Raw genomic sequence first — 23927 nt, forward strand, 5'->3', positions numbered from 1 at the left:
TTCCTACACTGCGCCCCATGACCCCGCTCGCGCTTTCCGCCTACACCCTCACCACCTGCCTCGGCCGCGGGATCGACGCCACCCGCGAGGCCCTGCGCGCCGAACGTTCGGCGCTGGCGCCATGCACCTTCGAGACGGTGCAACTCGACACCTGGATCGGCGAGGTCGCCGGCGTCGACGACCAGCGCCTGCCCGACGCACTGTCGCGCTACGACTGCCGCAACAACCGCCTGACCCTGATGGGCCTGGAGACTGACGGCTTCGGCGACCGCGTGCGCGAGGCCACTGCGCGCTACGGCGCCGACCGCGTGGGCGTGTTCCTGGGCACCAGCACCGCCGGCATCCTGCAGACCGAGCTGGCCTACCGCCGCCGCGACCCTGCCACCGGCGCGCTGCCCGACGACTTCCACTACCGCACCACGCACAACGCGTTTTCGCTGGCCGAGTTCACGCGCGACCACTTCGGCCTCACCGGCATGGCGATGGCGATCTCCACCGCCTGCTCGTCCAGCGCCAAGGTGTTCGCCGCCGCCGCGCGCCAGCTGGCGCTGGGCACCATCGACGCGGCCATCGTCGGCGGGGTCGACACGCTGTGCCTGACCACGCTCTACGGCTTCGCCTCGCTGCAGCTCACGTCGAAGAACCCCTGCCGGCCCTACGACGCGTCGCGCGACGGCATCTCCATCGGCGAGGGCGCTGCCTTCGCGCTGCTGGAGCGCAGCGCATCGCCCGCTTCGGGCACGGTGATGCTGCTGGGTGTGGGCGAATCGAGCGATGCGTACCACATGTCTTCGCCGCACCCCGAGGGCCTGGGCGCGCGGCTGGCGATGGAGGCCGCGCTGCGCTCGTCCGGCCTTGTGACCACCGACATCGACTACATCAACCTGCACGGCACCGCCACGCCGGCCAACGACGCCGCCGAGGGCAAGGCCGTGGCCGCGCTGTTCGGCGACACCGTGCCGGGCAATTCCACCAAGGGCTACATGGGCCACGCCCTGGGTGCTGCTGGCGCCATCGAGGCCCTGGTCTGCGCCATGGCACTGACCGATGGCCGCCTGCCCGGCAGCCCGGGCACCGGCGCGCTCGACCCGTCGATCCCGATCCGCTACCAGTTGCAGGGCGAGGACCGGCCGCTGCGCCACGCGCTGAGCAACTCGTTCGGTTTCGGTGGCAGCAACTGCTCGCTCATTCTGGGAGTCGCGCCATGAGCACGGCCGTGAAACCGCTGCAAGCCTTCGTCACCGGCATCGGCCTGATCGCCCCCGGGCTGCCCGACTGGGCCAGCGCCGCCGCCGTGCTGCGCGGCGAACAAGCCCACACGCCGGCCCCGACCGTGCTGCCCGTGCCCGAGCTGCTGCCGCCGGCCGAGCGGCGCCGCGCCAGCCGCGTCATCAAGCTCTCGCTGGGCGCGGGCCTGGAAGCGGTGAAGCAGGCGGGCGCCGACGCGTCGACGCTGGCGACGGTGTTCTCCGCCTCGGGTGCCGACGGTCACAACTGCCACGCGCTGTGCGAGCAGCTGGCCGGAGAAGACCGCCAGATTTCGCCGACGCGCTTCCACAACTCGGTGCACAACGCGGCCGCTGGCTACTGGGGCATCGCGACTCGCGCGATGGCGCCGTGCCAGGTGATCGGCGCCTACGACGCCAGCTTCGGCGCCGGCCTGCTGGACGCACTGGCGCAGGTGGCGGTGGATGGCCAGCCGGTGCTGCTGATCGCCTACGACAGCGAGTACCCCGAGCCGCTGCGCGCCAAGCGAGACACGCCCGACTGCGGCGCGGTGGCGCTGCTGCTCTCGCCGCAGGCTGATGGCGCACTGGGCGCGCTCACCGTGGCGTCGACCACCGAGGCCGCCGAGCCGATGCCCGGGGCCTCGCTGGAGGCGCTGCGCACGTCGATCCCCGCGATGCGCGCGCTGCCCCTGCTGCGCCGCGTGGCGGCCGGGCAGGGCGGCGAGGTGGTCCTGGACTACCTCGCGCCCATGCAGCTGCGGGTGGGGTGGCGGCCGTGCTGAGCGCGCCGCTGGACCACGGTTGGATCGCGGCCCACATCCCGCACCAGGGCAGCATGTGCCTGCTGGACCGCATGCTCGAGTGGAGCGAGCAGCGCATCGTCTGCGAGGCGGTCAGCCACACCGACCCGGCGAATCCGCTGCGCGACGCGGGCCGCCTGGGCGCGGCCATCGGCGTCGAATACGCGGCGCAGGCCATGGCGGTGCACGGCGCGCTGCTGGCACCGAGCGACGCGGCCCCCACCCAGGGCTACCTCACCAGCGTGCGCGGCCTGAGCCTGCACACCGACCGCCTCGACGACGTGGGCGGCCCGCTCACCATCACGGCCGAGCGCCTGTCGGGCGATGCGCGCCTGATCCTCTACCAGTTCACCCTCCACTGCGGCGAACGCTGCCTGCTCGAAGGCCGTGCGTCCGTGGTGCTCGACGCCCAGTCCCTATGAACACAGACAGCAAACGCCGCCGCGCCCTCGTCACCGGTGGCAGCGGCGGCATCGGCGCCGCGATCTGCGAACGCCTCGCAGCAGACGGCCACCACGTCATCGTGCACGCCAACCGCGGCCTTGAAAAAGCCCAGGCCCTGGTGGAAAAGATCAACGCGGCCGGTGGCAGCGCCGAGGCCGTGGCCTTCGACATCACCGACCGCGCCGCCACCGCCGCGGCGCTGGAGGCGCTGGTCGAGGTCGCGCCGATCCAGATCCTGGTCAACAACGCCGGCATCCACGACGACGCCGTCTTCCCCGGCATGACCGGCGAGCAGTGGGACCGGGTGCTGGACGTGTCCCTCAACGGCTTCTTCAACGTCACCCAGCCGCTGACCATGCCGATGATGCGCACCCGCTGGGGCCGCATCGTCAGCGTGTCCTCGGTGGCGGCCGTGGCGGGCAACCGCGGGCAGGTCAACTACTCGGCCGCCAAGGGCGCGCTGCACGCGGCCAGCAAGTCGCTGGCGCTGGAGCTGGCCAGCCGCGGCGTGACGGTCAACGTGGTCGCACCCGGCCTGATCGCCACCGGCATGATCGAAGGCGCGTTCGACGCCGACGCCGTCAAGCGCATGGTGCCGATGCAGCGCGTTGGCCAGCCGGCCGAGGTGGCGCACCTGGTGGCCTTCCTGGCCTCGGACCAGGCCGGATACATCTCGGGACAAGTCATCTCCATCAACGGCGCAATGATCTGACCGCTTCCAAGGAGCCCCAGCCATGAAAAACCGTCTCTTGAGCGCCTGCATGATGGCCGGGGTGTTTTCCGTGAACGCCCTGCTGGGCACCGCTCCCGCGCACGCCCAGGAAGCCGATCCGGTGCAGAGCGCCGCCCGTGCCTGCATGCGGGCCTGGGGCAGCCAGCACCCGTTCACCGACACACCGCCGCTGCGCACCGTGTCCGGTGCGGTGCGGGTGCTGGGGCGCGGCTCCTCGGTGGCAGACCGCGAGGTCACCGATTTCCCGGTGCTGGTGGTGGTGGAGCCGGGTGTGAACGTGCTGGGCGAGAGCGAGATGGAGCTGCTCAACCCCAACGGCTGGTACTGCCTGCGCGCGGCGGTCAACGTGGGCGGCGGGCTGCGCATCAAGCTGCACTGCGACGCCCACATCTCGTCGGCCACCTCGGGCACCTCGGTGTTCGGCGACAACGCCGGGCGTGGCGTGTCGGTGATGGGGGCGATCAGCGTCGAGCGCGTGGGCTGCGCGCGCTGAGGGGCTAAGGGGCTGAGCGGCGGGCGCCCGTGCCCGCTCAGCCTGCCGCCTGCGCACCCGCCAGTCCTGGCTGGCCGAGCCAGCCGGGCTTGCGCAGGCCGAACAGCAGCTCGTACATCACCGGCACCAGACCCAGGGTCACCAGCGTGCCCAGCAGCAGGCCGCCCATGATGGTGACGGCCATGCCCGACCACAGCGGGCCGCCGAACAGCAGCAGCGGCACCAGGCCGGCCACGCAGGTGAGCTTGGTCATCACGATGGGGCGCAGGCGCTGCACGGCGGCGCCGATCACCGCTTCCCGGCGCGACTTTCCCGCCGCCAGCTCGGCCTCGATGCGTTCGAGCAGCAGCACCGCGTTGTTGACGATGATGCCGGCCAGCGACAGCAGGCCGAAGTTGGCCATGAAGCCCAGCGGCTCGCCTGCGATCTTCAGCGCGGGCGCCACGCCGATCAGGGCGAACGGAATGATGCTGAGGATCAGCGCCAGCTTGCGGAACGAGCCGAACTGCCAGACGAAGAGGATCAGCATCGCCACCGCCGCGTGCGGCAGGTACTCGCTGAGCGCCTCATTGGCTTCGGCGGCTTCTTCGATCTCGGCCCCGAGTTCGATGCGGTAGCCCGGCGGCAGCGCCAGCGCGGCCACGGTCGGCGCGAGCTGGTCCACCACCTGCTGCGCGGTCTGGGTTTCGCTGCGGCCCTGCACGGTGAGCGTGCGCGCGAGGTCGCGGCGGCGGACGACGGAGGGTTCCGAGCCCATCGACACCGTGGCGATGGCCGACAGGGGCACCGGCGCGGCGCCGGTGGCCGGGTAGATCAGGCTGTTGGCCACGTCCTCGGGTTGATGGCGCTCGGCGGCGGTGCCGCGCACCACCAGCGGCACCAGCGTGTCGCCGTCGCGCAGGGCCGACACCGCCACGCCGCTGAAGCGCGCGCCCAGCGAGGTGGCAACATCTTCGCTGGTGATGCCCAGGCGGCGCGCCTTGCGCTGGTCGATCTGCACGTCCAGCCGGGGCACACGCTGGTCCCAGTCGTCGCGCACGCCCACGACGCCGGGTACACCCCGCAGCGCGGTCTGAAGCTGAGCGCCCAGGCGGCGCAGCTCGCCCTCGTCGGGGCCCGAGATGCGGTAGGCCACGGTGCCCGAGTCGCTGGAGCCCAGCGAGAAGCGTTTGACGTCCGCGCGCAGCCCGGGGTGGTGCTGGGCCAGCCAGTCGCGGGTGCGCTCGATCATCGGGTCCAGCGCGTCCTTGTCCTGGACGCCCACGGTGAAGTAGCCGATGTGCGAGGCCGGCAGGGGCGGGTTGAGCCCGAGGATGATGCGTGGCCCGCCGTCGGCCACGTAGCCGATGCTGGTCGTCACCTCGGGGTTGGCTTCCTTGTCGCTCAGCCAGCGGCTGACGGCCTGCACGGTGGACAGCGTGGCGCGCGAGTCGCTGCCGGGCTGCAGTTCCAGGGTGATCTGGTACTGCGGCCGGTCCGACGGCGGCAGGAAGCCCGCGGGCACGCTGGCCAGCATCGCCATCGCGCCGGTGAACAGCAGTGCCATGGCCCCCAGGAAGACCGCCTTGTGGTCGAGCACCGTGGCAATCACCCGGCGGTAGGCGCGGTAGAACTTGGTTTCGGGGGGCGCGTCGGCCTGCGCGGCGTGGTGCGAGGGCTTGAGGAAGTGGTAACACAGCAGTGGCGTCACCGTCAGGCAGAACAGCCAGGAGCCCAGCAGCGACAGCGCGAGCACGATCACCAGCGGGCGCAGGTACTCGTTGATCGACGTGTTGCCGAAGAAGAAGGGCGAGAACGCAAAGATGATCACCAGCGAGGAGGTGAGCAGCGGGATGGCCAGTGTCTGGCCGGCGCGGATGCAGGCCTCGCGCCGCTCCTCGCCGGCGGCCAGCCGGCGCTCGATGTCTTCGGCAATCACGATGCCGTTGTCCACCAGCAGGCCCAGCGCGATGATGATGGCAGCCATCGACACGTTGTGCAGCTCGATGGAGAGCAGCTGCATGGCGATCAGCGTGCCCAGGATGGTCAGCGGCACGATGCTGCCCACCACCAGGCCGGCGCGCCAGCCCAGGAACAGCACGACGACCGCCATCACGATGACGATGGTCTCGCCCATTACGCGGTTCATCTTGCCCATCTCCTGGTCCACGACGTCGGCCTGGAAGGTGACGTAGTCGAGCGCGAAGCCGGCCGGCAGCTGCTGCTGCAGTTCGGCCACACGGGCCTTCAGGGATTCGCCAAAGGCCTGGATGTTCTGCCCCGCGCGCATGGACACGCCCAGCACCACGGCGGGTTCGCCCCGGTAGACGGCGGCCGAATCCGGCGGATCGGCGGGCAGCACCTGGATGCGCGCGATGTCGCCCAGGCGCACGGTGGCATCGGCGCTGCCGCTGCGCTGCGGCACGCTGAGCACGAACTGGCGCAGCGCGTCCAGCGAAACGATTTCACCGGAGGCCACCAGGGCGCTGTTGAGCCCGCCCAGCACCACCTGGCCGCCCGAGAGCACCACGTTCTGCTGCTGCAGCTGCTGCAGCACGGCGGGGGCGCCCAGGCCCAGACCCGCCAGGCGCGCGCGGTCGAACTCGATGTAGACGCGTTCGTCCTGCAGGCCGTGGAAGCTCACGCTCTGCACGCCCGGCAGGGTGTAGAGCTGGTCGCGCAGGCGCTTGAGCGGCTCGCGCATCTCGCTCATGGAGAAACCCGGTGCGGTGACGGCGATGGAGGCCACGGCTACCCGTCCGAAATCGTCGTTCACCTGTGCCGGCAGCGTGCCGTCGGGGAACAGGGGCGAGACCTCGGCCAGCTTGGCGCGCACCTTCTGCCAGATCGGCTGCAGATCGGCGTGGTGCTCGTGCACGGTGACCTGGGTGATGAGCAGGCCGGTGCGCACCGTGCTGACCACGTGCTTGACCTCGGGCAGCTCGCGCAGCCGCTCCTCCAGCGGGCGCGCGATCAGCTGCTCCATGCGCTCCACCGGCAGGCCGGGGTTGGCGACGAAGACCATCGCGTCGCGGATGGTGGTGGAGGGTTCTTCCTGCGACGGGAACTTCAGGAACGCGAACATACCGGCCAGCAGCACCAGGGCGGCGACGAAGAAGGTCAGTCGGCTGGCGCCGAGTGCGGACTCGGTGAGCTTCATGGCTGGGCTCCGTGCAGCAGGGTGGTCGGCGTGTGGGGCACGGCGGCCTGGCCGTCGGTGAGGAAGGCGGTGCCCGCGACGACCACCTGCTCACCCGCCTGCAGGCCCGAGGTGACGGGGATGCGGCCGCCGGGCAGCACCTGGCTGCCAATCTGCACCGCGCGCCGCACCAGCGTGCCCTGGGCCGCGTCGAACACGAAGACGCTGGCCGCGCCGGGCGCGGTGGCCGGCAGCAGGGCCGGGGCGGGCACGGTCACGCCGGCGGTCTGCGGCTGCGGCAGCTCCACCGACACCACCGAGCCGCTGCGCAGGCCGGGCGCGGCGCCGTCCAGGCGGAACACCGCCTGCACCAGGGAGCCGTTGTCGCTGTGCGTGGACAGCCGTTCCAGCCTCAGCGGCCGGGTGCCGGCATCCCCAGCGGTGTTGCCGAGCCGGGCGGTCGCGGTCTGCCCGGGTTGCAGGTGCGCGGCGGTCGCCTCGGGCAGCATGCTGACCACCTCCAGCGCCTGTCCGGCCTCGATCTGCAGCACCGTCTGGCCGGCGCCCACGTCGCTGTGGGGCTGGGTGGTGCGGGCGACGATCTCGCCGTCGAAGGGTGCCTTGATGTCCGCCAGCGCCAGGTCGCGGCGCGCCATGGCCAGCGCGGCGTCGGCGGCCTGCAGCTGGCTGAGTGCCACGCGGTGCTGCGTCTGCACCGCTTCCAGCGCGGTGGCCGAGATGATCTGGTCCCTGGCCAGGGCCTCGTGCTGCTGCAGCTGGGTCGTGCGCTCGGCCAGCGCGGCGGCCGCGGCCGTGCGGTCGGCCTGTGCCTTGTCCAGCCGCCACTGCGCGGGCGCTGCGTCCAGCCGGGCCAGCACCTGGCCGGCCCGCACGCGGTCGCCCACGTCCACCAGGATGGCGGCGATGCGCCCCGGCTGTTCAAAGCCCAGTTCGGCGCGCTGGCGCGCGCGCAGGGTGCCGACGAAGGTCTGTGTGGCGTCGGCTGCGGCGGTGGTCAGCCGTTCCAGCTTGACAGGGCGGGGCGCGGTGGCGGCGGGCGGGGGTGCTTCGGTGCAGCCGGCGAGCAGCGCGGCCAGCAGGGCGGCGGTGGCGATGGTCTTGCGACGGGGCGATGGCATGGGAGGGTGTCCGGTTCAGGGGGAATGGGAAAACAGGGAAGTCAGTCGAAGCGCTGGGCGAGCTGTTGCATCGCCTGGCGCATGGCGGCGTGTTGCTGGGGGCTGAACTGGTGCAGGTTCAGCAACTCCAGCAGCAAGAGACCGTCCAGGGCGGCGGCCACCACCAGCGCCAGGCCCGCCTCGGGCCCGGTGTCGCTCAGCTCGCCGTAGGTGCGGTCGAAGAGTTGCTGCACCGGGCCCAGCAGGTGCGGGTAGCTGGTGGCCGCGGCCAGCAGGTTGGCCTGCAAGCGTTTTTCGCTGGCAGGCATGTCGAAGGTGTCGTCCACCAGGGCCATCAGCCGCGCGCTGATGGTGGCGCCGCGCTGCGCGGCCTTGGTCCGGCTGCGCTGGTCGAGCTCCTGGCTCATGCGCTCGACGAGGGCACCGAGCAGGTCGTCCTTGGTCTTGAAGTGGTAGATCAGGCCGGCCTTGGTGACCCCGGCGGCGGCGGCCACACCTTCCAGCGTCAGCTCCTGAACACTGTGGGTGGCGATCAGTTCGGCGGCGGCGTCCAGCAGCTTCTCGCGTGAGCTGCTGCGTCCGGGTGGGTTGGGCATGGAAGGCTCCTGAAGTACTGAAGTGGTTGAAACTATACTGCACGTATAGTAAAGTTACGAGCGCCGTCTGTCAACAAGGAGATCGTTCATGAGCTGTTTTTCCCCGGCCCGTCTGGCCCTGGCCACTGCCGCATTGGTGGCGCTGGCGGGCTGCGCCGCACCCGTGACCACACCCGCCGCGGCCTGGCAGGCGCCCGCCGCCTGGAGCGCGGACGCCCCCCTGGCCGCCCCCACCGCCCAGGCGGCCGTGCCAGCCACCGGGGCCTGGTGGGCATCCGCCGGCAGCGCCGAACTCAACGCACTGGTGGAGGCGGCGCTGCGCTCCAACCGCGACCTGCACATCGCCGCAGCCCGCGTGCTGCAGGCGCGCGCCGGTGTCGATGCGGCCGATGCACAGCAGATGCCGCAACTGGGCCTGGCGGCCAGCGCGCAGCGGGGGCGCGATGCCAGCGCCAGCCCCAAGGCCAGCGTGTCGTCGGCTGGCCTGCGCGCGGGCTGGGAACCCGACCTGTTCGGCGCGCAGGGTCTGGCCAGCCGGGCGGCGACGCTGGATGCGCAGGGCGCCGAGCTGGCGCAGCGGGCGATGCGGGTCGCCATCGCGGCCGACGTGAGCACGGCCTGGTTCGAGATCCAGGCGCTGCGCCGCCGCGAGGCCGTGGCGCGCGACGCGCTGGCCACACTGGAGCACCAGATCGAGGTGGCCCGGCGGCGTTTCGGCGTGGGCCAGTCGAGCGCGCTGGACGTGGACCGCCTGCTGGCCGAGCGGGGGCAGGAGCGCGCCGCGCTCGTGCAGCTGCAGGGTGCCCAGCGCGCGCGCCTGCGCCAGCTGGCGGTGCTCACCGGCGCCGCGCAGCCCGACCCCGCGCTGGCCTTCGCCGACGCCGGCGCCTCCGGCATCGCCGCACCTGCGGGGCTGCTGCCGGCGGAGCTGCTGGAGCGCCGCCCCGACGTGCAGCTGCAGGCCCGGGCGCTGGAGGCCGCTGCGGCTCGGTTGGGCGTGGCCCGGCGCGACCTCTACCCGCGCATCCAGCTGGACTGGGCGGGCCGAAAGGAGCGCCTGAGCGTGGGCGGGGCGAGCGCATCGCCCACGCTGGTGGTCGGCTACGGGGTGTCGCTGGCGCTGCCGGTCTTCGACGGTGGCCGCATCCGCGCCAACATCGCCGTGCACGAGGCGCGCACCCAGGAGGCCATGGCCAGCTACGAGAAAGCCATGATCGGCGCGCTGGCCGATGCCGAGACCGCGCTGGTCCAGCTGGCCGCGGCCGAGACCACCGTGGCCGAGCTGGAGCAGACCCAGCGCGCGGCGGCCGATGCGGCGGCGCGCAGCCAGCGGCTGTACGAGGCCGGCCTGGTGGGCCTGGACACCGTGCTGGACGTGCGGCGCAGCCAGCTGCGCGCGCAGGACGCCCTGCTGCAGGCGCGCGGCGCCCAGTGGGTGGCGGGTGTGTCGGTGCGCCGGGCGTTCGCCGGCCAGGTGTGAACCGTTCGATGGGCGCCGCGGCTCACGGCGCGCCGCGGCGCTCGCCGGGCAGCGCGCCCGACCAGCGCTTGAACGCGCGCCGGAAGCTGCGCGCGTCGGCAAAGCCGCAGGCCAGGGCCACCTCGGCCACCGGCAGGCCCGCGTGCTGCAGCAGGTCGCGCGCGCGCTCGTGCCGGATGTCGTCCAGCAGGGTCTGGTAGGACAGCCCCTGTTCGGTCAGGCGGCGGCGCAGCGTGCGTTCGCTCATGTTCAGCTCCTGCGCCACGGCGTGCAGGGGCTGGGGCTGGTCCAGGTGGGCGCGCAGACGGCTGGCGATGGACTGGACCAGGTCGCTGCGGCGCTCCGGTCGCTTGAGAAAGCCGTCGAGCTGGGCGCGCAGGGGCCGGCAGGTGATCTCGTCGTAGCCGGGCAGGGGGGCGGCCAGCCACTGCGTGTCGCTGACCAGCCGGTTTGCCCCGGCGCCGAAGTGCACGGGGCAGCGGAAGAACTGCGTGTAGGCGCGGGCGTGGGCCGGCCGCGGGTAGGCCAGTTCGACGCGCCGCGGGCTGTAGCCCGGGCCGACCAGGCCGCGCACCACGGCCACGGCGCTGGAGAAGGCCTCTTCCACCAGAAAGGGTTCGATGGCGACATCGAACTGCTTGGGCCGGACCTCCAGCACCATCTCGTCCCGCTGGATGGACGTGCTGTGCTCCACCAGGGCGCCCACGTCGCCCTGGTGTGCCAGGCCGTATTCGATGGCCTCGCCCAGGGTTTCGCAGGTCAGCATGGCCAGTCCCGGCAGCCCCCAGGACACCGGGGTCTGCCGCGCCCCGGCGGACAGGCCGAGCGCCGGGTCCTGCAGGGCCTGGTAGCTGCGCACGATGAGCAGCCGCAGCTGCCGGTACGACAGCCGCATGCCGAGGTCGAACAGGTCGCGGTAGCCAAAGCCCAGCCCCCGGCAGACCCGTCCGGGCGGCAGCCCGCGCTCTCGCAGCAGGCCCAGCAGGGAGCGCGCGGTGTTGGGCACCAGCGTGGCGTCGGTGAGGTGGCGGGTGTCACCGCCGGGTGCAGGGCGTGGTGGGGTCATGGGTTCCGGAGGAGGCCGTAGCGTGACCAGAGTGTGACCGATGTGTGGCCGCAATGGTTCCCTGTCTGGCCGGATGGGTCCCCAGTCGAAGGCGGGGCCGCCTCTAGATTCACGCCAGCTGTTTCGCACCAGCCCCGGCACCCGACACCCCATCCAGCCACGAAGGAGACACCATGACCCCCACCACCGAACCCGGCGTCGTCGACTGCGGCGAGGCCACCTGCATCATCGGCGCCGGCCCCGGCGGCCTGAGCGCGGCCCGGGCGCTCAAGGCCCAGGGGCTGCCCTATGAACAGTTCGAGCGCCACAGCGACGTGGGCGGCCTCTGGGACATGGACAACCCGGGCTCGCCGATCTACGAGTCGGCGCACTTCATCTCCTCGCGCGACCTGTCGGGGTTCATGGGTTTTCCCATGCCCAAACACTTCCCGGACTATCCCTCGCACCGCCAGATCCTGGCCTATGTGCGCAGCTTTGCCGACGCCTACGGCCTGCGCGGCGCGATCCGCCTGGGCACCGGTGTGAGCCAGGTGCGCAAGGACGCCGCCGGCCACTGGGTGGTCGAACTGAGCGATGGCACGCGCCGGCGCTACAAGGCCGTGGTGTGCGCCACCGGCTGCAACTGGGATCCGAACCTGCCGACCTTTGAAGGCCAGTTCAGCGGCGAACTGCGCCACTCGGTCACCTACCGCTCGGGCGACGAGTTCCGCGGCAAGCGGGTGCTGGTGGTGGGGGCGGGCAACTCGGGGGCCGACATCGCCTGCGACGCCGCCACCCACGCGGACCAGGCCTTCATCAGCGTGCGGCGCGGCTACCACTTCATCCCCAAGCACATCTTCGGCATGCCGGCCGACGAGTTCGGCGAGTCGGGGCCGCACCTGCCGCTGTGGCTGGCGCGGCCGGTCTTCACCGGGCTGCTGCGCCTGATCACCGGCGACCTCACGCGCTTCGGTCTGCCCCGGCCGGACCACCGGCTGTTCGAAAGCCACCCGCTGATGAACTCGCAGCTGTTGCACCACCTGCAGCACGGCAACATCGCGGTCAAGCCCGACATCTCGCACCTGGACGGCCGCGTCGTGGTGTTCAAGGACGGCTCGCGCGAAGAAGTCGACCTCGTGCTGTGCGCCACCGGTTACCGCTGGAGCTGCCGCTACGCGGCCGAGTACTTCGAGTGGCGGGGCGGACGCCCCCAGCTCTACCTGTCGATGTTCAGCCGCGACCACCGCAACCTGTTCGGCATCGGCTACCTGGAGAACAACTCCAGCGCCTACAAGCTGTTCGACACCCAGGCCTTCATGATTGCGTCCTACCTGCGAGCCCAGCGCGACCGCGACGCCAGCGCGGCCCGCTTCGAGCAGCTGATACAGCACGACCAGCCCGACCTCTCGGGCGGTATCCGCTTCGTCGACTCGCCGCGCCACGCGGTGTACATCGACGCGCATTCCTTCAAGACCTACCTGCGCAAGCTGCGCGCCCGCATGGGCTGGAACGAGCTGAGCGAGGCCTTCTACGACCGCGTCAGGGTCGCGCCCGCGGCCCCGGCACCGGGCCCGCAGGCACCGGTGCGGGAGGTGGTGTCCCATGGCTGAACCCTTGAACTGTTCCGGCTGGGTGGCGCTGATCACGGGCGGCGCGGGCGGTCTGGGCCGGGCCATCGCCGCGCGGCTGATCGAACGCGGCGTGCGCTGCCTGCTGGTGGACGTGAACGCGGCTGGCCTGGACCAGGCCGTGCGCGCGCTCGGGCCCCTGGCCACGGCGCATGTGGCCGACCTGACCGACGCCGAGGCGGTGCAGCGGCTGGTGGACCATGTGCGCGACGGCATCGGGCGGCTCGACCTTCTGGTCAACAACGCCGCAGTGGCGGACACGCAGCCGTTCGAGCAGCGCAGCCTGGCGTCCATCCAGGGCGAGTTCGGCATCAACCTGCTGGCGCCGGTGCTGCTGACGCACAGCCTGCTGCCGCAGCTGCGCCAGGCGGCGGACGGCCGGGTGATCTCCATCGTCTCGCTCGGTGGCATCTTCCCGCTGCCCGAGACCAGCGTCTATTCGGCCACCAAGTTCGGCCTGCGCGGCGCCATGCTCTGCCTGGGCCTGGACGGACCGCGTCTGGGCGTGAAATTCGGAATCATCAACCCCTCGGCGACCGAGACGCCCATGCTGGTGCGCGAGGCCATCGACGGTGGCAACAAGCTGCAGTTCATCGACCCGCCGCAGCAGCCCGACGAGGTGGCGCTGCAGGTGCTGCGCATGCTGGACCAGCCTTGCCTGGAGCGCTATGTGCGGCCCAGCGAGTCGTGGACGGTGCGGCTGGCCATGCTGGTGCCCAACCTGCTCGGGCGCCTGATTCCGCTGTTCCGGCGCCAGGGCGATGCGGGGCACCGCCGCTACCTGGCCTCGCTGGAACAGCGCGGCATGATCCGCCAGCAGGACGGCGTCTGGCAGCTCGTGCCGCCGCCGCGGCCCTGAGGGCAGGGCAGTGGTCTCAGCGGCGGGCCGCCGCCTGGCCGGTGGCCTTGCGCGGTGGCGCGGCGTCCGGCCGGATGCGGGTGAGGTGGCTGGCGATCATGCCGGCCACGGTGCGGGCCACGGCCTTCACGTCCAGCGGCTCGTCGAAGATCATTTCGACGGTGGCGTAGACCAGTTCCACCACGATGCGGCTGACCATCTGCAGCTCGGCCGGATTCGCATCGGGAAACGCCTGCACGAGCAACTCGGTCTGTTCCTTCGTGACGGCGGCGTGCGAGGCCAGCCGCACCTGCTGCAGCGCGGGCACCGCGCGCAGGGCCCGCATGATCCACACGCCGCCCACGGTCTGCACCGTGGCTTCGTAGGTGTCGAGGATCAGCCCCTCCATCGCGTGCTCCAGCGCTTCCAGTCCCCCGGCGAACACCTCCAGCGTCATGTGGCGGTCGACACGTGCGTTCTGCGCCTGCATCAGGCGCTGGCCCAGCTCCGACAGCAGCGCGTACTTGTTGGGGAAATAGCGGTAGAGGGCCGGGGGCGTGAGCCCGGCGCGCTCACACACCAGGTTGGTCGACAAGCGCTCGATGCCCACATCGGCCAGCGTCTGCGCGGTCACTTCCAGGATGCGTTCGTAGGTCTCGGTGGCGCGCTGCTGCGCCGGCTGCTTCTTGGCGACCAGCGAGGGCTGTGGCTTCTTGCGGCTCGTTGTCATGGCTCGGGTGGCGATGGGCATCAGGGATTCTCCCAGTAATCTTTTTTGGCAAAAACGATAGTCATCACTATATACTAGTCATAACTATCTGATTGGTCTTTGATACCGCTCAAGAAAGGGGCTTCTGATGACGCTGCACTTCCGCCTGCTGGCCCTTGTCTGCTGTGTGCTGAGCCTGCCCGCCCTGGCCGATGGGCCGGACGAGGCCAAGGGCTTGTGGATGACACCGGAGGGCGATGCGGTGATCCAGTTCGCGCCCTGCGCCGAGCCGGCCGGCGCCCTGTGCGGAATCATCGTCTGGGACAAGGACGCCGGCACGGCCGCCGACACCTGCGGGGTGCGCATCGCGCAGCTCGCGCGCTACGAGAAGGACGCCTGGCGCGACGGCTGGGTCTACGACCCGCGCGACGACCGGAAATACAAGGGCGCCGTGCGCGCCAGGGGCAGCGAGCTGCGCATCCGCGCCTTCGTGGGCGTGGAAGTCCTGGGCCAGACCGAACAGCTCAAGCGCGTGGACCGGCTGCCCGACGCGCCCCAGTGCAAACGCTGATCAGGCGCTGATCGCCATACCCCGCCGTTCCCCCCCCGCCGTTTTCCCCGCCCCTCCCACCACCGAAGCAAGGAGTTCTCCATGATCCCGTTCCGTCCTCTGTCCCTGGCCGTGGCCGCCACGCTGGCCGGCGCCGCCCTGCCATCGTTCGGCCAGGAAATGGCCAGCTACGCCACCACCACCGAGGTCAAGCTCACCTCCGATGTGCGCAGCCGCGGTGTCTCTGATTCCTTCAACCGGCCCGGTGCCAAGCTCGGTGTGCAGATTGCGCACGAGAGCGGCCTGGTGGGCCTGGCCGAGTTCGCCACGGTGAGCAAGAAGCAGTTTCTCGGCGGCGAAGGTCTGGGCGTCACGCTGGCTGGCGGCTACCGCTTTGGCGATCCAGAGGGCTGGCACTTCGGCGTGGGCCTTGCCACCGAGCTGTTCCCTGGCGCGCAGTTCGAAGCGCCGCACGGCTTCGACATGGCCACGGGTTCGCCCACGGACTGGCGCCGCACCAAGTACGACAGCGCGTTCGCGCTGGCCGAGGTCGGCTACGGCGCGCTGGAGGCGCGCCTCATGAATGTGATCTCCAAGAACTACCGCGGCGCCAACACCGGCGGCGTGTGCGGCACCATGCTCTCGACCATGGCCGACCCGATGCCGGGGCTGGCCTGCTATGCGCGTGGCGACCAGAACTCGCGCGGCAGCTGGCTGTTCGACCTGGGCTACAAGTTCGAACTGAACCCCACCACCACGCTCAACCTGCACGGTGGCTACCAGAAAATCGCCAACTTCAAGGAAGCGAACTTTGCCGACTACGCGGTGGGTGTGACCCACAAGCGCTGGGGCTACAGCTGGAGCGCCGAGTGGGTGACCACCCGCACCCGCGTGCGCGAGCTGTACCTGGCGTTCGATGGCGACAAGGTGCGCGCCACCGACAACGATCGCCTCGTTCTTTCGGTCTCCCGCAGCTTCTGACATGACACAGGCGCCGAATCACCGGTCCGCCCCCACCGACGAGCGCCTCGTGCTCGCGGTGGACCTGGGCACCTCGGGCTGCAAGTGCGCCCTGGTGTCGCTGGACGGCACGGTGCACGCCTGGGCGTTCCGGGCGGTGCCGCTGCATGTGCAGGGCGCCCGGGCCGAGCAGGAGCCGCAGGACTGGTGGACGGCCTTGCTCGGCAGCGCGGGCGAGATCCTCGCCGGCGACGCCGGACTGCGCCGCCGTGTGGTGGCGGTGTGCTGCTCCGCGCAGACCGAGGGCACGGTGTGTGTGGACCGCAGCGGCCAGGCCATCGGGCGCGCGCTCACCTGGCTCGACGCCCGGGGCGCGGCCGCCATGGCGCGCCGGGTGCGCGGGCGCGGCCCCAGCATCGAAGGCTACGGTCCGCTCAAGCTCTGGCGCTGGCTGCGGCTGACCGGCGGTGCGCCTTCGCTGTCGGGACGCGACTCGGCCGGTCACATGGCCTACGTCCACGACGAGGAGCCCGAGCGCTACGAGCGCACCCACAAGTTTCTCAACGTGCCGGACTACCTGAACCTGCGCCTGTCCGGCCGCTTCTGTGCCACGCAGGATTCGACGGTCACCTCCTGGGTCACCGACAACCGGGACGCGCACCACATCCGTTACGACGCCGGCCTGATCCGCCTGCTGGGCATCGACGCGGCCAAGCTGCCCGAGATCGTGCGTTCGACCGACGTGCTCGGCCCCCTGCTGCCCGACGTGGCGCAGGCCCTGGGCCTGAGCGAGAAAACCTTGGTGGTGGCCGGCGCGGTGGACAACTCCGCCGTCGCGGTGGGTGCCGCCGTGGGCGACTTCGAAACCCACCTGTACCTGGGCACCTCGTCCTGGCTGGGCGCGCATGTGCCCTTCATGAAGACCGACGTGCGCCACAAGATCGCCGCCGTGCCCAGCGCGGTGGACGGGCGCTACCTCGCGATGGCGCTGCAGTCCACGGCAGGGGCCAACCTCTCGTTCCTGCGCGACCGCATCCTCTACCACCCGGACGAACTGGCCAGCGACGAAGAACACCCCGCGGTCTACGAGGCGCTCAACCGCATCGCCGCGCGCGTGCCACCCGGCGCGCGCGGGCTGATCTACACGCCCTGGCTGCTGGGCGAGCGCACACCGGTGGACGACCCGTGCCTGCGCGCCGGCTTGCTGAACATGTCGCTGGAACACACCCGCGAGGACATCTTCCGAGCCTTCCTGGAAGGCGTGGCGCTGAACACCCGCTGGATGCTGGAGCCCTTTGCCCGCCTGCTCGGGCGCAACCCCGGCACCATCACCGCGGTGGGCGGCGGCGCGCAGTCGGATGTGTGGTGCCAGATCATGGCCGACGTGACCGGCCAGCCCATCCGGCAGATCGAGAACCCGATCCAGACCAACGCCATCGGCGCCACCTTCATCGCCGGGGTGGGCATGGGCGCGCTGTCCTTTGCCGACCTGGCGCACCTGCGGCGCACGCGCGCCGTCTACGAACCCGCCAGCGCACTGCGCCGCCTGCACGACGACCAGTTCGAGACCTTCAAGGAGGTGCGCACCCGGCTGGCGCCGCTGTACCACCGACTCAACCAGCACCAGGGAGCCACCGCATGAACTCGCTGCCCTTCCGCCGCACCATCGTCGAGATGTGCGTCCAGCTCTCCCACCAGGGCCACTTCTCCGGCACGGGCGGGAACATCGCGCTGCGCATCGACGCCGAGCACATCGCCGTCACGCCCTCGGCGACCGACTATCTGACGATGACTGCCGACGACGTGTGTGTGCTGCGCCTGGCCGACCTGCGGCAGGTCGAAGGAAACAAGTCACCGACGGTGGAGAGCGGCCTGCACGCACAGGTGCTGCGCGCCCGGCCCGACGTGAACGCCAGCGTGCACACGCACCAACCCGTGGCCAGCGCCTGCGCCCTGCTGGGACAGCCGCTGCAGGTGCCACCCGGCCCCCTGCGGCGGCTGCTGGGCGAGCACATTCCCGTGGCGGGTTACGCCCCCTCGGGCAGTGGCTGGCTGTCGTCCAAGCTGGCCCGCCAGCTGCGCCCCGACACCAACGCCTACCTGATGCTCAACCACGGCGTGCTGTGCTGCGGCGCCACGACCAGCGCCGCCCTGCAGGCGGTGGACGACCTTGAAACCCTGTGCACCTCCCTGCTGCTGCAACGCATCGCGGCGCGCAGCGAACGTGAACCCTTCATGCAGGCGGCCCTGCGGCGCGTCGCCGACGCGCTCGCCGCCTGATCCCTCCCTGTACCCGGCCCACCCACCATGAGCAACCTGTCCTCCGTTCACACCGCCGCCGCGGCCACCACCGCGCCCCGTCCTGCCACTTCCGCCATTTCGGCCTGGCCCGATGTGGACAGCCTCTACCGCCGCTTTGCCGAGCTGGTGAAGCAGCCCATGCGGCCCATCCGCGCCGACAAGATGCCGCAGGTGATGCGCTACTTCGACGAGCGCTGCCAGGGGTCGAAACGCCTGTCCGAACGCGCCAAGACCGTGATCCCGGGCGGCGTGCAGCACAACCTGGCCTTCAACCACCCGTTCCCGCTCGCCATCACCCAGGCCGACGGCGCCCACATGACCGACGTGGACGGCAACCGCTACATCGACTTCCTGCAGGCAGGTGGCCCCACGCTGCTGGGCTCCAACCACCCGGCGGTGCGCGCAAAGGTGAACGAGGTGCTCGATTCGTGCGGCCCCGTCACCGGGCTGCTGCACGAGTACGAGGTCAAGCTGGCCGAACTGGTGTGCCAGAGCATGCCCGGCGTGGACATGGTGCGCCTGCTGGGCTCGGGCACCGAGGCCGTGATGGGCGCGGTGCGCCTGGCGCGCGCCTACACCGGCAAGAAACGCATCATCAAGGTGGGCGGCGCCTACCACGGCTGGAGCGACCAGCTGGTCTACGGCATGCGCCTGCCCAAGACCGGCCGCATGGAGGCGGTGGGCATTCCGACTGGCGCCACTGGCAACACGCAGGAGTGCAACCCCAACGACCTGGACGCGCTGCGCAGCCAGCTGCGCTGGAACCGCCTGCGCGGCGGCACGGCGGCCGTGCTGCTGGAGCCCCTGGGCCCCGAGAGCGGCACCCGCCCGGTGCACCCCGACTACAACCGCCAGGTGCGGGCACTGTGCGACGAGTTCGGCGCGCTGCTGATCTTCGACGAGGTGGTCACGGGTTTCCGCATCGGCATGGGCGGCGCTCAGGCCTACTTCGGCGTCACGCCCGACCTCACCGTGCTGGGCAAGTGCCTCACCGGCGGCTACCCCATGGCGGGTGCCATCGGCGGCCGCAAGGACATCATGATGATGCTGGTGGGCGGCATCGGCACCACCGCCAAACGCGCCTTCGTGGGCGGCACGCTGTCGGCCAACCCGCTGTCCTGCGTGGCGGGCTACCACGCGCTGCTGGAGGCGCAGCGCACCGACGCCGCCGGTGTGGCCGGGCGCGCGGGTGACCGGCTGCGCCAGGGGCTGGAGGGCATCATCAACCGCCTGGGCCTGCCCTACGTGACCTACAACATGGGTTCCATCGTGCACCTGCAGACCTCGGGCGTGCTGCTGCTGGACACCAGCAGCCTGTGGAAGCTGTTCAAGGTGAAGGACGAGGCCAAGCGCCGCAAGCACATGATGGAAGAGATGGGCGCGGCCTACACGGCCCACGGCCTCATCACCCTGGCCGGCAGCCGCATCTACACCAGCCTGGCCGACACCGACGACGTGGTCGACGATGCGCTGAACCGCTTCGAAGACGTCTTCAAACTGGTCTGACGCCATGAGCACCGAACAAGACCTGCGCGCGCAATGGCCCGGGCTGCGCGACCGGCTGCAGGCCAAGGGCCTGCTGGAGGGCGAGGGCGCCAGCCTGTCGCTGCGCATTCCCGGCACCGAGGCCATGTGGTTCGGCCTCGCCCGCGACAGCGCCCCGCAGCGCGTGGTCTGGCGCGCGGCACCGCGCGAGGCCGAGGCGCACGCCGCCACCTACGCCGCGCGGGGCGACGTGGGCGCCATCGCCGAAGGTGGCGGCCGCTTCGGGCGCTGCCTGGCCGACTTCGGTGGCGCGATGCCCCAGGTGTTCGACGAGCAGGCCCGCCACCTGGGCCCGATGGGACCGCCCAGCGCGGGCGCGGGGGATGTGCCGGTGGCGCTGCGGACCGGCGGCAACGCGCTGCTGCTGCGGGGCCGGCCGGTCTGCCTGGGCACCACCGCGCTGCGCCTGGCGCTGAACGCCGAGCTGTTCGAAAAATGCGCCAAGGCCTATGTGCTGGCCGTGGCCGGCAACGGGCGCGTGCGCCCGCTGCCCTGGATCGTCCGCCTGGTGGCCAACCGGCGCCTGGCGAAAGACCGCCAGCGCGCGGCGGTGCGGTTCGTGCAAGGGCATCTGCCCGAAGAGAGCAACGGTTACTGACCCACCCTGGAGGGGCCTGCCATGTCAACCCAAACCGATCCGAGCGTTTCCCCCGTGCAGCTGGCCGGCGCGCTGGCCATCGGCACCATTGCCGTGCTCATGGTGGGCGTGCAGCCCATCCTGCTCGGTGCCCTGGTCGAGGCTGGCCACGTCAGCCTGGAGGGCGTGGGCATCGTGGCCATGGCCGAGATCATCATGCTGGGGCTGGGCGTGGTGCTCGGCGACACCCTGCTGCCCGGCTTGCGGCTGCGGCAGATCACCATCCTCGCGGCGCTGTGCACGGCGGCGCTGGACCTGCTCACCCTGCAGGCGGTGGGCGATGGCGGCATGGCGGCCGTGCGGGCCGGCGCCGGTCTGGCCGAGGGGGTGCTGATCTGGGGCACCACCGGCGTGATCGTGCGCACCGCCCAGCCGGCGCGCATCGGCGGTGTCTTCTTCGTGCTGCAGACCATTGCCCAGGCCCTGCTGGGGCTGGCGCTGGCCAACGCCATCATTCCGCGCTGGGGCTGGCCGGGTGGCTTCGTGGCGCTGGGCCTGCTGGCGCTGCTGCCCTGCCTGCTGGCGTTCGTGCAGCCCGCGCGCCTGTCGCCCCTGGCCCCGCCCGCGGTCTCGGGTTTCCGGTGGTCGGCCCGCACGCTGCAGCCTCTGGCCGTGGTGTTCCTGCAGCTGGCGGCGCTGGGCTCGTTCTGGGCCTACATCGAGCCTCTGGGCCAGGCGGTGGGGCTGAACGCACAGGCCGCGCAGACCCTGGTGGCCGCGGTGCTGGTGATGCAGGTGGTGGGCGGTAGCGTGGCGGCGCTGGCGGTGCGCCGGCTGCCGCTGGTGCCCACGCTGGTGTTCTGTTCGATGGTGCTGGCCGCGGTCACCGCCACCGTGTACCAGCTGCCCGCAGGTGGCGTGCGCAGCTTCTCCATCGCCTGTGCGGCGTTCGGCTTTGTGTGGCTGTTCATGCTGCCGTTCCACATCGGCCTGGCGTTCCGCGCCGACCCCAGCGGACGACTGGCCGGCCTGGTGCCGGCGGCGCAGCTGCTGGGCAGCGCGCTGGGGCCGCTCACGGGCTCGTTCATGGTCGAGGGGAACGACGCCAGCGCCGTGCCGCTGCTGAGCGTGGCCTTCGCTGTGGCGGCGGCGGTGCTGGTGTTGCTGGGCCGGGTGCCCCAGGGCGCGCAACCGCACAGGGTGCTGTCGTGAACACCGCCCATCTGGTCACGGGCGCCAGCGGCTACGTCGCGGCGCACCTCACGCGCCTGCTGCTGGAGGCTGGGCACCGCGTGAACGCGACGGTGCGCAGCCTGGGCCAGACGGCCAAGCTGCGCCCGCTGCAAGCTCTGCAGCAGCAGTTCCCGGGCCGGCTGACGCTGTTCGAGGCGGACCTGCTCAAGCCCGGTTCCTTCGACGCCGCCATGGCCGGCTGTGCGGTGGTGCACCATGTGGCCTCGCCCTTCCTGCTGCCCGAGAAGATCACCGACGGGCGCCGGCAGATGCTGGAGCCGGCGCTGCAGGGCACGCGCCACGTGCTGGGCAGCGTCGAGCGCACCCCCAGCGTGCAGCGTGTGGTTATGACCTCGACCGTCGGCGCGATCTTCGGCGACTACATCGACGTGCGGCAGATGAAGGACGGCGTGCTCAGTGAGGTCTACTTCAACACCAGCAGCACGCTGGAGAACAACCCCTACCACCTGTCCAAGGTGGAGGCCGAGAAGGAGGCCTGGCGCCTGCACGGGCTGCAGCAGCGCTGGAGCCTGGTGACGATCAACCCCGGCCTGATCCTCGGCCCCTCGCTCACGCCGGAGTCGGCGTCCGGCAGCCTCTACCTGCTCGACGAGATGCTGCGCGGCGTGCTGTTCTACGGCATGCCCGACCTGAGCCTGACCACGGTGGACGTGCGCGAGGTGGCGCTGGCCCACCTGCGCGCGGCCGAGCGGCAGGAAGCGCACGGGCGCTACATCCTGGCCGAGAAGGAAATGATCTCCTTCGTCGAGATCTCGAAGATCCTGCGCAGCGTGCACCCCCGGCCCTGGCTGCTGCCGCGCCACACCATCCCCGACTGGGTGGTGCGCCTCATCGGCCCCGCGTTCGGCCTCACGCCGGACTACATCCGCAAGCACCTGGGCATCCGGTTCCCGGTCGACAACCGGCGGAGCATCGACGAGCTGGGCATCACCTACCGCCCGATCCGGGACACCCTGACCGAGCATGCGATCGAGTGGCTGCGCCAGCGCCGGGGCGCGCCGGCCCCCGTGCACACCCCGCCCACACCATGAAGAACCCGGTCATGCACATTGATGTCGACGCCGATCCGGCGCGAATTCAGACCCTGTTCGCGCAGCAGGCGCCCACCGCGCTGGCGCTGCGCGGATCAACCGCCCGCCAGCGCCTGGCCAAGCTGCGGCGTCTGAGCGACGGGCTGATGGACCGCCGCCAGGCGCTCTACAAAGCCTTCGCCGCCGACCTGCGCAAGCCCGCCGCCGAGGTGGACCTGACCGAGCTGCTGCCGGTGGTGGACGAGGTGCGCCATGCGGTGGCGCATCTGGCCAAGTGGATGCGGCCCCGGCGGGTGTGGCCCACGCTCGCCACGCTGGGCACGCGCGCCCAGGTGCTCTGTCAGCCGCGCGGGCGCTGCCTGATCATTGGCCCCTGGAACTACCCGGTGAACACCTTGCTCGGGCCCCTGGTGTCGGCCATCGCGGCGGGCAACGCGGTGATCCTCAAACCCTCGGAGTTCACGCCGCACGTCAACGCGGTGGTGGCCGAGCTGGTGGCGGCGCTGTTCGACCCCGCCGAGGTGGCGGTGGTGCAGGGCGGCGTGGCCACGGCGCAGCAGTTGCTGGCGCTTCCGTTCGACCATGTGTTTTTCACTGGTTCGCCCTCGGTGGGCACGCGGGTGATGGAGGCCGCGGCCCGGCACCTCACGTCCGTGACGCTGGAACTGGGCGGCAAGTCGCCGGTGATCGTGGACCAGTCGGCCGACCTGCGGCAAGCCGCCGAGCTGATCCTGTGGGGCAAGTTCACCAACGCCGGCCAGACCTGCGTCGCGCCCGACCACGTGTTCGTGCAGCGCAGCGTCAAGGACCGCTTCGTCCGGCTGTGCCAGGAGCTGATCGCCAAGCGCTATGGCCCGACGGCAGACGAGGTGGAGGCCAGCCCGGACCTCGCGCGCATCATCACGCCGCAGCACGCCCGGCGGCTGGGCGAGCTGATCGACGATGCGCTGGCGCGGGGCGCGACCCTTCTGGCCGGCGGTCGCCACGACAGCGCCGCGCGCTATGTGGCCCCCACGCTGCTGACCGACGTGCCGGCCGAGGCGCGCATCGGGTCCGAGGAAATCTTCGGCCCGGTGCTGCCCATCGAAGCCTTCGACGTGATCGACCAGGTGATCCAGCGCATCAACGCGCAGCCCAAGCCGCTGGCGCTGTACCTGTTCAGCCACAGCCGGTCGACGCAGGCCCGGGTCACGGCCCAGACCAGCTCGGGCGGCCTCTGCCTCAACCACTGCGTGCAGCAGTACGTGCATGGCGGTCTGCCCTTCGGCGGTGTGAACCAGTCGGGCATCGGCAGCGCGCACGGCCACTACGGTTTCAAGGCGTTCTCGCACGAACGCGCCTGTCTCGCTTCCGGTCCCCTGATGCCGCTGAGCCTGTTCTTTCCACCCTACACCCGGCGCACATCCTGGCTCAGCGGGTCGCTGTTGAAGATGTTGCGCTGAACCTCACGAGGAGCC

Annotated in this window: 22 protein-coding genes; 17 read left to right on the forward strand and 5 right to left on the reverse strand. The window is 71.1% G+C overall.

Features of this window, described 5'->3' with window-relative positions; translation table 11 throughout:
* Positions 1 to 17: 17 nt before the first annotated feature.
* From HFL01S_RS18680 to HFL01S_RS18700, 5 genes are read left to right on the forward strand one after another with little or no spacing between them, the layout of a single operon-like run.
* Complete coding sequence (locus HFL01S_RS18680; protein WP_066261308.1) at positions 18 to 1208, forward strand: beta-ketoacyl-[acyl-carrier-protein] synthase family protein; 1191 nt, start codon at positions 18 to 20, stop codon at positions 1206 to 1208.
* Positions 1205 to 2011, forward strand: a complete 807-nt coding sequence (locus HFL01S_RS18685; protein WP_066261309.1) for a beta-ketoacyl synthase chain length factor — start codon at positions 1205 to 1207, stop codon at positions 2009 to 2011. The genes HFL01S_RS18680 and HFL01S_RS18685 overlap by 4 nt, the downstream gene beginning before the upstream one ends.
* Positions 1996 to 2451, forward strand: a complete 456-nt coding sequence (locus tag HFL01S_RS18690) for a hotdog family protein (protein ID WP_066261310.1) — start codon at positions 1996 to 1998, stop codon at positions 2449 to 2451. Before HFL01S_RS18685 ends, HFL01S_RS18690 begins: the two co-directional genes overlap by 16 nt.
* Entirely contained in the window at positions 2448 to 3185 is a 738-nt protein-coding gene (gene fabG, locus HFL01S_RS18695; RefSeq protein ID WP_066261312.1) for a 3-oxoacyl-ACP reductase FabG, read from the forward strand. The genes HFL01S_RS18690 and fabG overlap by 4 nt, the downstream gene beginning before the upstream one ends.
* A gap of 22 nt (positions 3186 to 3207) precedes the next feature.
* Positions 3208 to 3699: a hypothetical protein gene (locus HFL01S_RS18700; RefSeq protein ID WP_157538946.1), complete on the forward strand. Its 492-nt coding sequence runs from the start codon at positions 3208 to 3210 to the stop codon at positions 3697 to 3699.
* Between the two features lie 37 nt (positions 3700 to 3736).
* Here HFL01S_RS18700 and HFL01S_RS18705 read toward each other — a convergent pair whose 3' ends face one another.
* Genes HFL01S_RS18705 through HFL01S_RS18715 form a run of 3 tightly spaced genes read right to left on the reverse strand, consistent with a single transcriptional unit; the run spans position 3737 to position 8552 of the window.
* Positions 3737 to 6838: an efflux RND transporter permease subunit gene (locus HFL01S_RS18705; protein WP_066261315.1), complete on the reverse strand. Its 3102-nt coding sequence runs from the start codon at positions 6836 to 6838 to the stop codon at positions 3737 to 3739.
* The gene (locus HFL01S_RS18710; RefSeq protein WP_066261316.1) at positions 6835 to 7956 is read right to left on the reverse strand and encodes an efflux RND transporter periplasmic adaptor subunit; all 1122 of its coding nucleotides are present in this window, start codon (positions 7954 to 7956) and stop codon (positions 6835 to 6837) included. Before HFL01S_RS18710 ends, HFL01S_RS18705 begins: the two co-directional genes overlap by 4 nt.
* Positions 7957 to 7997: 41 nt before the next feature.
* Positions 7998 to 8552: a TetR/AcrR family transcriptional regulator gene (locus HFL01S_RS18715; protein ID WP_066261317.1), complete on the reverse strand. Its 555-nt coding sequence runs from the start codon at positions 8550 to 8552 to the stop codon at positions 7998 to 8000.
* A gap of 88 nt (positions 8553 to 8640) precedes the next feature.
* Between HFL01S_RS18715 and HFL01S_RS18720 the strand changes: the two genes are divergently transcribed.
* Positions 8641 to 10032 (forward strand): TolC family protein, encoded by a 1392-nt coding sequence (locus tag HFL01S_RS18720; protein WP_157538947.1) that lies wholly within the window; start codon positions 8641 to 8643, stop codon positions 10030 to 10032.
* A gap of 22 nt (positions 10033 to 10054) precedes the next feature.
* On the opposite strand, the gene HFL01S_RS18725 is transcribed toward HFL01S_RS18720, so the two are convergent.
* On the reverse strand, positions 10055 to 11098 hold the full coding sequence (locus tag HFL01S_RS18725) for an AraC family transcriptional regulator (protein ID WP_066261318.1): 1044 nt from the start codon (positions 11096 to 11098) through the stop codon (positions 10055 to 10057).
* Between the two features lie 173 nt (positions 11099 to 11271).
* On the opposite strand from HFL01S_RS18725, the gene HFL01S_RS18730 reads away from it, so the two are divergent.
* Together HFL01S_RS18730 and HFL01S_RS18735 are read left to right on the forward strand one after the other, a co-directional pair.
* Positions 11272 to 12687: a flavin-containing monooxygenase gene (locus tag HFL01S_RS18730; RefSeq protein WP_066261321.1), complete on the forward strand. Its 1416-nt coding sequence runs from the start codon at positions 11272 to 11274 to the stop codon at positions 12685 to 12687.
* Positions 12680 to 13564: an SDR family NAD(P)-dependent oxidoreductase gene (locus tag HFL01S_RS18735; RefSeq protein ID WP_066261322.1), complete on the forward strand. Its 885-nt coding sequence runs from the start codon at positions 12680 to 12682 to the stop codon at positions 13562 to 13564. Before HFL01S_RS18730 ends, HFL01S_RS18735 begins: the two co-directional genes overlap by 8 nt.
* Before the next feature lie 16 nt (positions 13565 to 13580).
* On the opposite strand, the gene HFL01S_RS18740 is transcribed toward HFL01S_RS18735, so the two are convergent.
* Positions 13581 to 14294 carry a TetR/AcrR family transcriptional regulator gene (locus HFL01S_RS18740; RefSeq protein WP_084383484.1) on the reverse strand — a complete coding sequence of 238 codons (714 nt, stop codon included), beginning with the start codon at positions 14292 to 14294 and terminating at the stop codon, positions 13581 to 13583.
* A 106-nt stretch (positions 14295 to 14400) separates the two neighbouring features.
* Here HFL01S_RS18740 and HFL01S_RS18745 point away from each other — a divergent pair, with 106 nt between their 5' ends.
* The 9 genes from HFL01S_RS18745 (at position 14401) to HFL01S_RS18785 (ending at position 23912) form a co-directional block, all read left to right on the forward strand.
* Positions 14401 to 14823, forward strand: coding sequence for a DUF2147 domain-containing protein (locus tag HFL01S_RS18745; RefSeq protein ID WP_066261324.1), 423 nt, complete (start codon positions 14401 to 14403; stop codon positions 14821 to 14823).
* Positions 14824 to 14904: 81 nt separating this feature from the next.
* On the forward strand, positions 14905 to 15783 hold the full coding sequence (locus HFL01S_RS18750) for a TorF family putative porin (protein WP_066261325.1): 879 nt from the start codon (positions 14905 to 14907) through the stop codon (positions 15781 to 15783).
* 1 nt (position 15784) lies between these two features.
* A complete protein-coding gene (locus tag HFL01S_RS18755; protein WP_066261327.1) occupies positions 15785 to 17404 on the forward strand; it encodes a xylulokinase in 1620 nt (539 codons plus the stop codon).
* Positions 17401 to 18042 (forward strand): class II aldolase/adducin family protein, encoded by a 642-nt coding sequence (locus tag HFL01S_RS18760; protein ID WP_066261329.1) that lies wholly within the window; start codon positions 17401 to 17403, stop codon positions 18040 to 18042. Before HFL01S_RS18755 ends, HFL01S_RS18760 begins: the two co-directional genes overlap by 4 nt.
* A 27-nt stretch (positions 18043 to 18069) precedes the next feature.
* Positions 18070 to 19569, forward strand: coding sequence for an aspartate aminotransferase family protein (locus HFL01S_RS18765; protein WP_066261330.1), 1500 nt, complete (start codon positions 18070 to 18072; stop codon positions 19567 to 19569).
* A gap of 4 nt (positions 19570 to 19573) precedes the next feature.
* Complete coding sequence (locus HFL01S_RS18770; RefSeq protein ID WP_066261331.1) at positions 19574 to 20206, forward strand: hypothetical protein; 633 nt, start codon at positions 19574 to 19576, stop codon at positions 20204 to 20206.
* A 21-nt stretch (positions 20207 to 20227) separates the two neighbouring features.
* On the forward strand, positions 20228 to 21397 hold the full coding sequence (locus HFL01S_RS18775) for an MFS transporter (RefSeq protein WP_066261332.1): 1170 nt from the start codon (positions 20228 to 20230) through the stop codon (positions 21395 to 21397).
* Positions 21394 to 22470: an NAD-dependent epimerase/dehydratase family protein gene (locus tag HFL01S_RS18780; RefSeq protein WP_066261334.1), complete on the forward strand. Its 1077-nt coding sequence runs from the start codon at positions 21394 to 21396 to the stop codon at positions 22468 to 22470. Before HFL01S_RS18775 ends, HFL01S_RS18780 begins: the two co-directional genes overlap by 4 nt.
* Before the next feature lie 11 nt (positions 22471 to 22481).
* Positions 22482 to 23912 carry an aldehyde dehydrogenase family protein gene (locus tag HFL01S_RS18785; RefSeq protein WP_066261394.1) on the forward strand — a complete coding sequence of 477 codons (1431 nt, stop codon included), beginning with the start codon at positions 22482 to 22484 and terminating at the stop codon, positions 23910 to 23912.
* The last annotated feature ends 15 nt before the right edge of the window (positions 23913 to 23927 follow it).

This window comes from Hydrogenophaga flava NBRC 102514 (assembly GCF_001571145.1).
GTDB classification, from domain to species: Bacteria; Pseudomonadota; Gammaproteobacteria; order Burkholderiales; family Burkholderiaceae_C; genus Hydrogenophaga; species Hydrogenophaga flava.